12 protein-coding genes and 2 tRNA genes are annotated in these 12,487 nt (G+C 59.3%); 4 read left to right on the top strand and 10 right to left on the bottom strand.

Annotation, left to right across the window (positions count from 1 at the left end):
- Positions 1 to 9: 9 nt before the first annotated feature.
- The 10 genes from ybgF (Q8N04_15165) to xerD form a co-directional block, all read right to left on the bottom strand.
- Positions 10 to 783 carry a tol-pal system protein YbgF gene (gene ybgF, locus Q8N04_15165; protein ID MDP3092012.1) on the bottom strand — a complete coding sequence of 258 codons (774 nt, stop codon included), beginning with the start codon at positions 781 to 783 and terminating at the stop codon, positions 10 to 12.
- A gap of 5 nt (positions 784 to 788) precedes the next feature.
- Positions 789 to 2,279, bottom strand: a complete 1,491-nt coding sequence (gene ybgF / locus Q8N04_15160) for a tol-pal system protein YbgF (GenBank protein ID MDP3092011.1) — start codon at positions 2,277 to 2,279, stop codon at positions 789 to 791.
- Positions 2,280 to 2,351: 72 nt separating this feature from the next.
- On the bottom strand, positions 2,352 to 3,059 hold the full coding sequence (gene pal / locus Q8N04_15155) for a peptidoglycan-associated lipoprotein Pal (protein MDP3092010.1): 708 nt from the start codon (positions 3,057 to 3,059) through the stop codon (positions 2,352 to 2,354).
- Between the two features lie 85 nt (positions 3,060 to 3,144).
- Positions 3,145 to 4,467, bottom strand: coding sequence for a Tol-Pal system beta propeller repeat protein TolB (gene tolB, locus Q8N04_15150; protein ID MDP3092009.1), 1,323 nt, complete (start codon positions 4,465 to 4,467; stop codon positions 3,145 to 3,147).
- Positions 4,468 to 4,470: 3 nt separating this feature from the next.
- Positions 4,471 to 5,508: a TonB family protein gene (locus Q8N04_15145; protein MDP3092008.1), complete on the bottom strand. Its 1,038-nt coding sequence runs from the start codon at positions 5,506 to 5,508 to the stop codon at positions 4,471 to 4,473.
- Positions 5,509 to 5,866: 358 nt separating this feature from the next.
- Positions 5,867 to 6,310 (bottom strand): biopolymer transporter ExbD, encoded by a 444-nt coding sequence (locus tag Q8N04_15140; protein ID MDP3092007.1) that lies wholly within the window; start codon positions 6,308 to 6,310, stop codon positions 5,867 to 5,869.
- Positions 6,307 to 6,981, bottom strand: coding sequence for a MotA/TolQ/ExbB proton channel family protein (locus tag Q8N04_15135; protein ID MDP3092006.1), 675 nt, complete (start codon positions 6,979 to 6,981; stop codon positions 6,307 to 6,309). The genes Q8N04_15140 and Q8N04_15135 overlap by 4 nt, the downstream gene beginning before the upstream one ends.
- Positions 6,982 to 7,073: 92 nt before the next feature.
- Positions 7,074 to 7,150: transfer RNA gene (locus Q8N04_15130), tRNA-Asp, on the bottom strand.
- A gap of 127 nt (positions 7,151 to 7,277) precedes the next feature.
- Positions 7,278 to 7,353, bottom strand: a tRNA-Val gene (locus Q8N04_15125).
- A 132-nt stretch (positions 7,354 to 7,485) separates the two neighbouring features.
- On the bottom strand, positions 7,486 to 8,415 hold the full coding sequence (xerD, locus tag Q8N04_15120; protein ID MDP3092005.1) for a site-specific tyrosine recombinase XerD: 930 nt from the start codon (positions 8,413 to 8,415) through the stop codon (positions 7,486 to 7,488).
- 195 nt (positions 8,416 to 8,610) lie between these two features.
- Between xerD and Q8N04_15115 the strand changes: the two genes are divergently transcribed.
- Genes Q8N04_15115 through trpS form a run of 4 tightly spaced genes read left to right on the top strand, consistent with a single transcriptional unit; the run spans position 8,611 to position 12,484 of the window.
- Positions 8,611 to 10,569 (top strand): penicillin-binding protein activator, encoded by a 1,959-nt coding sequence (locus tag Q8N04_15115; GenBank protein MDP3092004.1) that lies wholly within the window; start codon positions 8,611 to 8,613, stop codon positions 10,567 to 10,569.
- A 12-nt stretch (positions 10,570 to 10,581) separates the two neighbouring features.
- Positions 10,582 to 11,322, top strand: a complete 741-nt coding sequence (locus Q8N04_15110; GenBank protein ID MDP3092003.1) for a site-2 protease family protein — start codon at positions 10,582 to 10,584, stop codon at positions 11,320 to 11,322.
- The gene (locus Q8N04_15105) at positions 11,319 to 11,492 is read left to right on the top strand and encodes a hypothetical protein (GenBank protein ID MDP3092002.1); all 174 of its coding nucleotides are present in this window, start codon (positions 11,319 to 11,321) and stop codon (positions 11,490 to 11,492) included. The genes Q8N04_15110 and Q8N04_15105 overlap by 4 nt, the downstream gene beginning before the upstream one ends.
- The gene (gene trpS / locus Q8N04_15100; GenBank protein ID MDP3092001.1) at positions 11,489 to 12,484 is read left to right on the top strand and encodes a tryptophan--tRNA ligase; all 996 of its coding nucleotides are present in this window, start codon (positions 11,489 to 11,491) and stop codon (positions 12,482 to 12,484) included. The genes Q8N04_15105 and trpS overlap by 4 nt, the downstream gene beginning before the upstream one ends.
- The last annotated feature ends 3 nt before the right edge of the window (positions 12,485 to 12,487 follow it).

Below are 12,487 nucleotides of genomic sequence, written 5' to 3'. Positions count from 1 at the left end.
CTGCGACCGTCACCGAATGTCGGCGAGTTTATTCTTTGCGAGCTTGGCTTCATCCGAGGCAGGGAACTCCTCAATCACCCGCTTGAGATATTTCCTGGACTTCACCAGATCACCGGCTTCCGCCGTCGCCAAACCCAGCTTGTACAGTGCGGCAGAGACTTTTTCGTTCCCGGGATATTCTGCCACGAGATACTCGAACGTCGTCGTGGCGCGCGCGTAGTCTTTCTGATTATAGAGCGACTCTCCCAACCAGTAATGCGCGTTCGGCGTCAATGACGTCCCGGGGAAATCTTTGGTGAATCGCTGAAATCCCGACACCGCCAGATCGTACTTGCCGTTCAGGAAATCGTTGTACGCGAGATTGAAGGCGGATGTCGGGGTGATGCCAGGCATGCCAGACACAATAGACGCACTCTCGCCTTGAACTGCGGGTTTGCTCGGCTTCGTCGCTTTGGGCGCGTCGGACGCGGCAACATCGGCCCGGGTGGATGCGAGTCCGGCTCCGTCTTCAAGCTTGGCCAGCTTCGATTCCAGCTTTTGAAGGCGCGCCGCCAGCTCGTCAACCCGCGGCTTTCCCGACTCAATATCCTTGACACGTTCGACCGATTCGAGGCGCCGCAAAACCGCGTCGACCCGCTGATGATCCTGCTCCTGGGAGCGGGACACCGTCGAGAGCTGATCCCGCAGCTCAACAAAGTCCGCATGTTTGGCACACCCCGGCAAGATCAGTAACGAACCCGCAACTCCGATCGCCGTCGCATAAGGGATAATGTAGGCTTGCATGAAATCTATCGACCCTCCTTCAACTGAACCAGCTTGTCAGATGCTTTTCCAGCTTCCGGACTTCTCGGATACAGCGTGACCACTTGTTTAAATGCGGACGAGGCCCGTTTCTTATCCTTCAAGGCAAGATAGGCATAGCCCTTCTTCAGAATGGCGGCAGGCACTTTCTCGCTTCTCGGATAATCGGACTCGACCTTGTCATAGGCATCGATCGCACGCTTGAAGTCCTTGGACCCGTAGTAGGCTTCTCCGAGCCAATAGCGGGCATTCGGAGCAAGGTCCGAGTTCGGATAGTTGGCGATGAACGTCGAAAAGCCCCGTCGCGCTCCCTCTAAATCGCCGTCGCGGAAGAGGGCCAACACCCGTTCATATTGTCCACGGTCTACAGCAACATCGACTGGAGCCGCGGCCGCAACGACCGGGGCTTCCACAGGAGCGGAGATCGCCGCCACCGGAGCAGCTGATTGTTCCCCTTCCTCCGATGATCCCTGCTGAGACTGAGCCTGGTGCGAGGACGAAGCAGACTCAGACTCCTGCGCATGCCGCTCAAGCGCGGGGGCTTCCATTGAAGGAGAAAGGGTCGACCGCTGCGCCTGCCTAGGATTCTGCGTCCGCCCTGCGTTCTTTTGGCTTACTTGCTCCAATGACCGGCCCAATGAATCGATGCGTCGATCCTGCTCGTCAAACCGGGCCGTGAATTTTTGGCTGATGGACTCCAGCGTCTTCACCACCGACGCGACGCTCTTGTTGACTCCATCGAGGTGGCCGCTCATGGTCCGATTGGACTCGTTAATGTGGGACACCGCCGCCTTGTTGTCGGCATCGACCTTCCCTGAGATCGCCCGCGCCTCCTGCTCATCCTGCGTGACACGATCATTCAAGCTGGTGAACGCCGTCTTGAATCCGGTGAGCGATTGGTTGAACTGGGTCAGGTTCTGGGACACTTTCTGATCCAGATTTTGCTGACTAGCCTCCAGGTCTCTGCGCTGTCCATCCAGCCGTTCGGCCACTTTCCGATCCAAAACCTCATTGCTCTGCTTCACGGCCATCAGCACGTCGCGCTTCAGGTCCTCCGTCGCTTTGCTCACCGTCTTGGACAACTCATCGAGGCGCGCATTCACCTTGGCGTCTTGCGTCTCAAGACTCTTTTGCAACCAGACATAGCGAGTGTTGGTATCCGTCTCTAGCTTGGCCGCCAGCTGTTCCAGCTTCTTCGTTTGCAGTTCCAACTGCGCCGAGCGATGCTTGAGATCTTCCTGCCTGGACTGAAGCTCCTCCGCTTGGTGACGAGCTTTTTCGAGTTCCCCGCGAAGTTGCGGCAGATCCTGCTCCCGCAGATTGGAAATCTCCTGGCTCTGCCGCGCGCGCGTCTGAGAGAGCTGATCGTCCTGCTGCCTAATTTTCTGCTGCAGGGCCCGCTCGGTTTGTTTGAGATCGGCCTGCTGCGCCACACATCCGGACAACAGCGTGAAGAGCATGACTAGAAGCACAGCCACCGCACACCTCACTTGCTGAACATGATCCTGATCCATTCTCGCCATCCGTGCAGCACCCCAGGGCATACGATCTTACTTCCCGGACTTCACGACCACATGGCCGCGACGATTCTGGGCATAGCAGGCTTCGCTGTGGTCTTTGCAAAACGGCCGCTCTTTCCCATACGACACGACGCCCAAACGATTGGCGCTCACACCGAGCTCCACCAAATAGTTCCGGGCCGCCTTCGCTCGCTTCTCGCCCAGCACCAGGTTATAGGCTGACGTTCCGCGCTCATCGCAATGGCCCTCAATCTTCAACTGCGCCCCCGGATTCGCCCTGATCCACTCCGCATTGCGGGCCAGAGCCTGCCGCCCTTCCTCTGAAATCGCAAAGCTATCATAGCCGAAGAACACATCTCGCAATCCAGCCGCATCCGCGGCGGCTTGCTCGGACCGGATTTCATCCATCTGCCGGCCGCTCTGGGAAGGATCCAGCTTCGCCATCATTGTCCCGCCGTTCACGCGCTCCTCGCCGGGATTCTTATCGAGTCCGCGCAACCCGCCTGATCCGTCGCGACCGGCCAGCGAGGTGTCAGGAAAATTGGAGCTGACTCCGCCACCGGTTGATCCAGTTGATCCGCCTGTTCCGCCGGCACCGGGAGTTCCCTTGGCCATGCCGGCCTGTGAGGACTGGGTGTCCCCGCCTGATTGCACGGACTTCTTCGAGCAACCCGGCATCGTGACCAGCAACAGACCGGCCAGCATCGGAATCGACCATTGTGATAACGTCGCGCTCATAGATTCGCTCCTTCTTCTAGAGACCTCTCCCGGCCTATCCGGCGAGACATCTTCAATGTGTGATCGTGTGTATCGACCAGGTGAATTACGACGCCGGCGACCAGGCCGGCGCACTGTTGTGCGTGCCAGTAAATGTGACCCGCTCCAAATCTTTTCCGTCTGCATTGATCATATAAATCTGGCTCTTCCCATCGACGGTCGAACTAAAAACCAGATGCCTGCCGTCCGGAGACCAGGATGGTGAATCCTCAACCCCAGGCCCTGCCGTGAGTTGCACACGCTTCTGCCCGTCCGGCGTGATGAGGCACAACTTATACTCTTTTTTGGGCGTCCGGCACACATACGCAATCCAGTTTCCCCGCGGCGACCAAGCCGGTGCCGCGTTGTAGTCCCCCTCAAACGTCAGGCGACGAACATTGGTGCCATCGGCGCTCATGAGAAATATCTGTGGGCCCCCACTCCGATCCGATGCAAACGCCAGTTCCCGTCCTGAGGGAGCCCAGGACGGTGAGAGATCTCCTGAGGCGTGCGTCGTCATGCGCTGCATGGCCTTCGTTCTGGTATCCAGCTTGTACAGCTCTGAATTCCCCTCGTGACTCGACGCGAATGCCAGGAAGTTGCCATCGGGGGACAGCGCCGGCGTGATATTCAATCCAGCCAACGACACAATCGTCCACCGTTTTCCGGTGGCTAATTCGATCATATCGATATCCTGCGTGTTGCGATTGCGATAGGCCGTAAACACCAGAAAGCGGCGATCGGGCGACCAGCGCGGCATCAGATTCAAGAAGCCATCCGAGGTCAGCTGGCGTGGCTCATACCCGTCATAGTCCATCACAAACAGCTCCCGCGCCGTTCCCTGCTCGGACACGTAAGCAATTTTCGTGCGGGCAATGCCCGGTTCACCGGTATACCGAAACACTAATTCATCCGCGAAGCGATGGGCCATCAGACGGACAACCGAAGAAGACCCGACGTAGCGCTTTCCGCCCACAATCTCGTCCGATTCGCCATCATAGACGAATCCGTCCATACTGACATCGGCGTCCTTATCCCCGTCTTTCGCACCGGCCCTTCCCCAGACCAGCACCGAGACACCGTTTTCTTTGGCCTGTTTGAACGCCGGATGTGGGCCGGTGCCTACATCCCGCACCTTGATCCCGAGACTCGGGAGATCCACGAGGGAAAACACGAGCGATCGCCGGATATCGGCCTTCAGCACCTCTTCGAGCCGTCCCCCCAGCCACTCCGGACCACCGGCGCTCTGGATCCCAATCACGCCCAGAGGAATCTTTTGGAAATCGGGCCTGGTCGCTTCAAGAAACACATCGGCCGCACCGGACTCGATGATCCCGATGAGCCCGACCAGCACCAAGCAACCCAACATGCGCCACATTCGGAATGTCATGGGTTATCCGTTTTGTTCTCCCACAGTAAACGTGAAGTGCGCATCGAAGTAGGATTCGGTGAGGTCCGCCGGAAACATCGGCAGAGGATTGGCTGTCACCACCGCCCGCTTCCCCGCCAAATCGAAATACTCGTTTCCAGACGACTGCTCGACCGACACTCCACTCACGCTCCCATCCCGATGCAATCGAAACTTCACCACCACCCGGTAGGTCTGCGCCGTCACATCAACCGGAGGCGCAGCCCACATACTGCTGATCTTCCGGCGAACCTGCGCCAAGTAGACATTGGACCCGGGAGTCATCCCGGGAACCTTCAATGCCGTATCCACCGCCTTCACGCTCGGCGCCTTCGCTTCAAGTTGAGGCGCCGGCGTCGGCTGAGATTCTGCGGGGGCCGCCTTGGATTCTTTCGGCAACTCCAGTTTTTTAATCTTATTGAGCTCTTCGTCCAGCTCCCGATTGAGTTCGTCGGTCAGAGACGGCCGCGGCTTCGTGTCCGCCGGCTTCTTTGTTGCGACCTTCGCCTCGGACACCACCGGAACATCCGGCAACTTCAGCTTGGGAACATTCGCAACCGCCGGTTCCTGAACTTTTTTCAACTTCTCGGCCGGACTGTAGTCGCCAAACTTCGGAGCGTCCGGAGGCAACTCAATATCCTTCAAGAGATCGCGCATCGGATTTTGCGCGGGCTTGGAAGGAGCAGCCGCTTCTCGCTGAACTACGGGCGGCGCCACTGGAGCGGCTTTCACCGGAGGCGGCGGCACCGGAGTCTCTACCTGCTTCACCGGCGTTTTGACCGGCTCAACCGCTTTAACGGGCTCAGCCGCCTTGACCGGAGGAGTCGGCAGGCTGGCCAGTGAAATCTCGATAGATGCCAACGGCCGCTCGCCATGCTGCGGTAACCGCACCCAGATGACGAGAATAAAGACGCCCAGGTGAAGCGCTACCGACCACACCACCGCCCGCTTCAAGCGGCTGGTCAACTGGCCCTGCAGTCCCTCATCCAGCCAGGCCCGAGAGTGCGCTGCAACCTGTACCATGGCCAACCGATGTCCTATTTATTTCGACGCGGGATTGCCACGTCCGTCACCCGGTTGGGCCCGATAGAATCGGTCACCAGCCTACATTCTCGCTCCCCAGGCAGCTTCATTTTGTCCGTCACCTGGGCGACCCTACCAGCCAAGCCCGGGAGTGCGCTGCAACCTGTACCCTGGCCAACCGATGTCCTATTTATTTCGACGCGGGATCGCCACGTCTGTCACCCGGTTGGGCCCGATAGAATCGGTCACCAGCCTACATTCTCGCTCCCCAGGCAGCTTCATTTTGTCCGTCACCTGGGCGACCCTACCAGCCAGGCCCGAGAGTGCGCTGCAACCTGTACCATGGCCAACCGATGTCCTATTTATTTCGACGCGGGATCGCCACGTCAGTCACCCGTTCAGGGCCGGCAGGATCCGTCACCATCCCCAATTTCTCAATTCCAGCCTTCTTCACCCCGTCCATCACCTGAATCACCACGCCATAGGGCACGTCGCGATCGGCCCGCAGATAGACCGAGACATCGGCGTGCTCTTCTTTGAGAAGCTTCAACTTGCGTTCTAATTGGACGGCGCTCACCTGATCCTTATCGAGATACAGGCGTTGATCCTTTTCGATCGTCAGCACCGCCCGAATTTCAGGCTTGATCGTGTTCGACGCGGACACCGGCAACTTGATATCCATGCCCCGGTAGAGCATCGGCGCCGTCACCATGAAAATGACCAGCAACACCAACACGACATCGACCAGGGGGATAATGTTGATTTCCGCCATGAACCGGCGCTGGCGTGTCTCGAGAATCATCCCTTCGTCCCTATGGTAGCCGGCTTAGCCTTCGGTGCCATCAACGTCAGAAGCTCGACCGTCACCGTATCCATGCGGAACGCGGTGCCGCGGATACGGGACAGAAAGTAATTGTAGGCGATGACCGCGGGAATCGCCGTGAACAGCCCGGCCGCCGTGGCCACCAGGGCTTCGGACACGCCGGGCGCGACCGCGGCAATACTGGCCGTCCCCTGCGAACCGATTTCTCTGAACGAATCGATGATTCCCATCACCGTCCCGAGCAATCCGACGAACGGGCTGATATTTCCCGTCGTGGCAAGAAAGGGAAGATACGATTCAAGGTGAGAGAGCTGTCCCTGCGCGATATGTTGCGCGGTGCGCTCCATGATGTGGCGGTCTACAGGAAGAGCGCCTCCACCGTCCTGAGCCTCGCGCCCTGTCCCAAGCCGATCGACCACACCATGGAAAATCTTGGCGCACGGGCTGCCGGTCGAACGCTGGGCATGGCGCACTACTTCATCGACATCCTTGGCTTTCAAAAGCACAGTCATGAACCGCCGGTCTTCTGCGTCGGCGGATTTGAAGACTTTCAACTTGAGGAGAATCACGGCCCAGGATACGACTGACAGCAGGAGGAGAAGAAAGAGAACGACTTTCGACACCACGCCCAGTGATCCAATGAGAGCCATGGGACCTGACTGGAACATAGGACGCTAGCGTCTCCCTCCTCTATTCATGACACACCGTAGTGTGATGGAGTGTGCTCAACCCTGAAGAAAAATGGCGGGGCCGACGGGATTTGAACCCGCGACCTCCAGATTGACAATCTGGCGTCCTAACCAGCTGAACGACGGCCCCTCGCGATTCTTCTATACGGCGGATGGTCGGAACGACAAGACGATTGACAGAGCAGCCGTTCAAGTCCCGAAATCAGAAATGGTGCTATCTTCCTTTTTCGATCTGCCCCCACACACCAGCTTACCTCTGGTAGGCGGAACAGGGATCGAACCTGCGACATCCACCGTGTAAAGGTGGCGCTCTACCAACTGAGCTATCCGCCCGTTTTTCTTAGCAACGTTGGCGGATGCTACCAAGTCCATCCGGCCTTGTCAACCGATTCTCGCACTCTTCTTGCAGTTTTCTTGGGTTCCTGCAGTCTTTTCATTCGTCGCGACTCGCCGGCGGCAGGATGCTTATTTCTTAAGAGTCCCGGCCTGCCGAGGGAAAAATCTCCGATGAACCTGTTTCAGCCGGCCCCGCTCAACATGGGTGTAGATCTGCGTCGTGGCAATATCCGCATGGCCGAGCATCGCCTGCACCGCACGCAAATCGGCGCCCCCTTCAAGCAAGTGCGTGGCGAACGAATGTCGCAGCATGTGGGGCGAAATGGGCTTGGCAATCCCCGCGCGCTTGGCGCGCCGGCTCACGATTTTCCAAAAGGCCTGCCTGGTTAACGGTCCCCCGCGCCGAGACACAAAGAGCGCCCGCGACGCCCGCCGATTCAAAATGGCAGAGCGAACGTGATCGACATAGTGCGCCAGCGCCTCTCTCGCAGCTTCGCCGATCGGGACCAGGCGCTCCTTTGAACCCTTCCCGAGAATCCGCAGACAACCCACGCCCAAATCAAGACGCACCAGTTCCACCGACACTAACTCAGAAACGCGCAATCCCGACGCATACATCAACTCCAGCATCGTGCGGTCGCGCTGATCCTCCAATACGGGCAACGGAGGCAAATCTAAGAGCGCCGTAACCTCCGCCATTGTCAGCGTTTTAGGCAACCGGACTGCCCGCCGGGCCACCGACAGATCCTGCATCGGGCTGGCAGGCAGCAATCCTTCGCGCACGAGAAAGCGAAACCAGCCCCGTAACGTCGACAGCGTACGCGCCATCGACGCCGAGGCCAGGCGCTGATCTTTCAAGGTCGCGAGAAATCCGGCGAGCTGGTGCGGCGCGACCGCCTCCCCCATTCCGATCCGGTGCGGAACAAGAAATGACTGCAACTTGTGCAGATCGCGCCGATAGGCTTCCAGCGTGTTGACCGATAATCCGCCTTCAACGCGAAGATGCCCGAGATAGCGTTCAGCCAGCGGGGCAAGGATTTGATTGGTCGATGTAACCATAAGAAGAGTCGCACGAGGAACAGGCAAATCAGCACCGCTGCGAGCACCGCAGCCTGCCTATCGGCAGACTATAGCCAACTCGCCAGGTGAACTCAACGAACCAACCGCGGTTCTCCTTGACACCTCCGCACCCTTTCCGATACTAGTCACAGCGTGTCATCTAATAACCAACCGCATCCCTATCGCTGCCTCTAAATGGGTTCTCAGCGCACATACTCACGACTGCATGCCTGCCGCCGCTTGATCGTCGTCCTGGCCTTGAGCCTGGCAGGAGCCGCGGTGCAGCCCCAACCGGCCCCCGCGACGGAACTCAAAGCGCCGCTGCCTGATCCCCCGGTGCTTGCGCAAGCCAAACGATTGCTCGACAAGGGCGAGGCAGAGTCCGCCGCCACCGTCCTTCGGCGGTTTCTCGCAACCTCCCCGCGCCCGGAGCATTTGGATGACACCTACCTGCTGCTCGGAGCCGCTCTGTACAACATGAAGGAATACTCCGAGGCCATCAAATACTTGAACCAGCTGCAGACTGAATTCCCCGCGTCCGACTTGAGCGAGCGGGGGAAGATCATGCTGGCCCGCACCCACGCGGCAATGGGCAACATCGATCTGGCGCTGCCCCTGCTCACACAATTGCGCACCGGCACGACCGACGAAGACACGAAGCACGAAGCCCTCCGGCTCACCGCCGAATTTCTGGTGCAGAAAAAAGAGTATGTCCGCGCCATCGAAGCCCTGCTCCAAGAGAGCGCCGCCGGTACCGAAGAGCACGTCGCGGAGACGCGGGCACAGATTCGCGAGTTCATCAACGAGAAGCTGGACAAGAAAGCGCTCACGCGACTGCACGACCTCTATCCGAAATCGTTCCCCGGCGATCTGGCCGCCATCCGCCTGATCGAGCTCTATACCGGGCGCGGAGAAGACCATCTGGCCGAACGCCAGATTCAACAATTTCTCGCGCAATTCCCCGAACACCCCTACGGCTCCAAGGCCGCCGACACGCTGGCGCTCCTCAAGACCAGACTGAAGGCGAACCAATTCTTCATCGCCACGGTCCTGCCGCTGTCCGGACGCCTCGCGCCGTTCGCCAATGAAGTGCTGGAGGGCATTCAGCTGGCGGTCGAACGCGCGCGCGAACAGTCGGGAATGCCGCCCGTCGGACTGATCGTGAAAGACAACGAGTCGGACAAACCCTCGTTTCTCGAAGACCACGCCGCACTGCTAAACGAAGACCGGCCAATGGCCGTCATCGGGCCGATGCTCTCGAAAAATCTCCCCGTGATGGCCGAGATGGCCGAACGCGCAAAAATCCCGCTGATTACCCCGGCGGCCACGTTTCCCAATGTCCGACGACTGGGAAGCTTCGTCTTCAGCACCACCCTGACCCATGCCCTGCAAGCCAAGCGAATCGCAGCCTATGCCACCGGCGAACAAGGCTACCGCCGGTTTTGCATCCTGTACCCCGATACCACGTATGGCCGTGAACAGGCGCGCCTCTTCGCGCAAGAAGTCCGGCAGCATGAGGGCGAAGTCATCGCCATGGAATCGTTCAAAGAGGGCGATTCGGACTTCTCGCCGCAGATCAAGAGACTCAAGGCCGAAGACCTCAAGAAATACGGCCTCGCGGTTCCCTACGATCCCTCGCGTCCGGCTGGAAAACCGGTCGGCAAGACCGATAAACGGATTCTGTATACACCGGGCTTCGACGCGATCTTCATTCCCAGCCGCGCCAGTGAAATCGGCCTGCTCGCGGCACAACTCGCCTTTCACGACGTCAAAGTCCCGCTCTTGGGAACCAACGGATGGAACTCGCCGGACTTCCTGCGCACGGCTGACCGCACAGTGGACGGCGCCGTGTTTGTGGACGGATTCTTCGCGGAGAGCGCCAATGCCGCCGTGCAGGATTTCGTTCAACGATTTCAAAAACGGTTTCAGGGCAGCCCCACCTTGTTCACCATGCAAGGGTACGATGCCGCCAAGCTGGTCCTGGAAGCGATTCGCCGGGGAGCGACGTCGGGCGACGCCGTTCGAGAATTCCTGACCACGCAGCGCGATCTCCCTACACTGATGGGACCGGCCGGCTTCGGAGCGGAAGGCACCCTCCAACGCCCCCTCGCGCTGCTCCAAGTCAAACACGGGAAATTCGTCCAACTCGACTAGCCGGATCACCCTATGGACACACTCGCTCCCATCCTCCACAAGATTTCATACATGGGTCTCCCGCTCCTCTTCGCGATGGTGCTGCATGAATATGCCCACGGATGGGCCGCCGACAAATGCGGCGATCCGACCGCGAAGCTGCAAGGCCGCCTGACGCTGAATCCCCTGGCGCATATCGACCCGCTCGGCACCATCATTCTGCCGTTGCTCTGCCTCGCGCTGCCGGGAAGCTTCCTCCTCGGCTGGGCCAAACCGGTGCCGGTCGATCCGCGCAACATGCGCCAGCCGCGCCGCGACATGGCGCTGGTCGCCGCCGCAGGGCCCGGCATGAATCTCGTCTTAGCGGTCATCGGTGCGCTGGTCGTCGCGGCGCTCTTTGCCGTCGATCCATCCCTGCTGGCCAAACGTCCCGGCAATGCCGATGGCGAGCCCGCGAGCCTGGCCACGATGATCCTGCTGCCCATCAGCGTCATGGCCCTCTACTCGGTGATGATCAACGTCTTTCTGGCGCTCTTCAATTTGATTCCGATCCCGCCGCTCGACGGCGGACGCATCCTGACCTGCCTTTTGCCCCCGACACCGGCGCTCGCGCTCGCGCGGTTGGAGCCCTACGGCATGATGATTCTCATGGGATTGATCGTTTTCGATAAAGAACTCCGCGTCATCCACACCATCACCAGCACATTCGCCAATGCCCTGTCCGGCACGATCTTGTCGACGGCACTGGGCCTCGGCGCAGGAGCCTCGCAATGACCACTGCACCTATGAGCCCGATCCATAGCAGCATAACGATCTCGATCGAACTCAGGATCGTCGACACCGCACTCCGCGTCACCCACACTATCACCAGCACATTCGCCACGGCCCTGTCCGGAATCGCTCTTTCGAACACCCTGGGCCTCGGCGCAGGAGCCTCGCAATGACCACAGCACCACGTAAGCGCGTTCTCAGCGGTATGCAACCCAGCGGCCTGATGCATTTGGGCAACTATCTCGGCGCCCTGGAAAACTGGAAGGCGCTGCAGGAAGACTATGAGTGCTTCTTCTTCGTCGCCGACTGGCACGCCCTCTCGACGAACTACGCCGACACCAGCCGCATCCGCGAATTCGTACGCGAACTCTTGATCGACTGGCTGGCCGCCGGCATCGATCCGAAACGCTCGACCGTCTTCATCCAGTCCCACATTCCCGAGCATGCCGTGCTGCACCTTCTCCTTTCAATGATGGTCCCCGTGTCCTGGCTGGAGCGGAATCCGACCTACAAAGAGAAGCAGGACGAGATCAAAGAAAAGGACCTCAGCACCTACGGCTTTCTCGGCTACCCCGTGCTGCAAGCTGCCGACATCTTGCTATACAAGCCGGACTTCGTTCCGGTAGGCAAAGACCAACTGCCTCATCTGGAACTGACGAGGGAACTCGCGCGGCGCTTCAACGATATCTACAAAAAGTCCGTCTTCCCCGAGCCCAAAGAACACCTCACTAAATTTCCCAAGGTCCTGGGCACCGATGGGCGGAAGATGAGCAAGAGCTACGGCAACACGATCAACCTGTCGGATGCGGAGCCGGTGGTCCGGCAAAAACTGAAGACGATGGTCACCGACCCGGCGCGCGTGCGGCGCACGGACCCGGGCAACCCCGACGTCTGCCCCGTCTATGAGTTCCACAAGATCTACTCACCGCAAGCCGTGCAAGCGCAGATCAACACAGACTGTCGCACCGCTGCTATCGGCTGCATCGATTGCAAGAAACTGGTGGCGGATAAGATGGTCGAGCGCATGGCGCCCATGTGGGAAGCCCGCGCATCCCTCATCAGCCATCCCTCGCGCATCGACGAGATCGTGCAGGACGGCAGCCAGCGCGCCGCGAAAGTCGCGAAGGCGACGCTCGCCGAAGTGAACGAGGCAATGAAGATCTAAAGG

Origin of the sequence: Nitrospira sp., assembly GCA_030692565.1 — a bacterium.
In the GTDB taxonomy this organism is placed as follows: Bacteria; Nitrospirota; Nitrospiria; order Nitrospirales; family Nitrospiraceae; genus Nitrospira_D.
The sequence above is the reverse complement of the archived record's forward strand: the minus strand, read 5'-3'. Positions and strand labels throughout refer to the sequence as shown.

Excerpts from the sequence above, each read along its gene's own strand:
- tolB (MDP3092009.1), bottom strand. The coding sequence starts at position 4,467 with ATGACATTCCGAATGTGGCGCATGTTGGGTTGCTTGGTGCTGGTCGGG.
- Q8N04_15135 (MDP3092006.1), bottom strand. The coding sequence starts at position 6,981 with ATGGCTCTCATTGGATCACTGGGCGTGGTGTCGAAAGTCGTTCTCTTT.
- Q8N04_15105 (MDP3092002.1), top strand. The coding sequence starts at position 11,319 with ATGACCACTGCACCTATGAGCCCGATCCATAGCAGCATAACGATCTCG.
- Q8N04_15115 (MDP3092004.1), top strand. The coding sequence starts at position 8,611 with ATGGGTTCTCAGCGCACATACTCACGACTGCATGCCTGCCGCCGCTTG.
- trpS (MDP3092001.1), top strand. The coding sequence starts at position 11,489 with ATGACCACAGCACCACGTAAGCGCGTTCTCAGCGGTATGCAACCCAGC.
- ybgF (MDP3092012.1), bottom strand. The coding sequence starts at position 783 with ATGCAAGCCTACATTATCCCTTATGCGACGGCGATCGGAGTTGCGGGT.
- Q8N04_15140 (MDP3092007.1), bottom strand. The coding sequence starts at position 6,310 with ATGATTCTCGAGACACGCCAGCGCCGGTTCATGGCGGAAATCAACATT.
- pal (MDP3092010.1), bottom strand. The coding sequence starts at position 3,059 with ATGAGCGCGACGTTATCACAATGGTCGATTCCGATGCTGGCCGGTCTG.
- Q8N04_15145 (MDP3092008.1), bottom strand. The coding sequence starts at position 5,508 with ATGGTACAGGTTGCAGCGCACTCTCGGGCCTGGCTGGATGAGGGACTG.
- xerD (MDP3092005.1), bottom strand. The coding sequence starts at position 8,415 with ATGGTTACATCGACCAATCAAATCCTTGCCCCGCTGGCTGAACGCTAT.
- Q8N04_15110 (MDP3092003.1), top strand. The coding sequence starts at position 10,582 with ATGGACACACTCGCTCCCATCCTCCACAAGATTTCATACATGGGTCTC.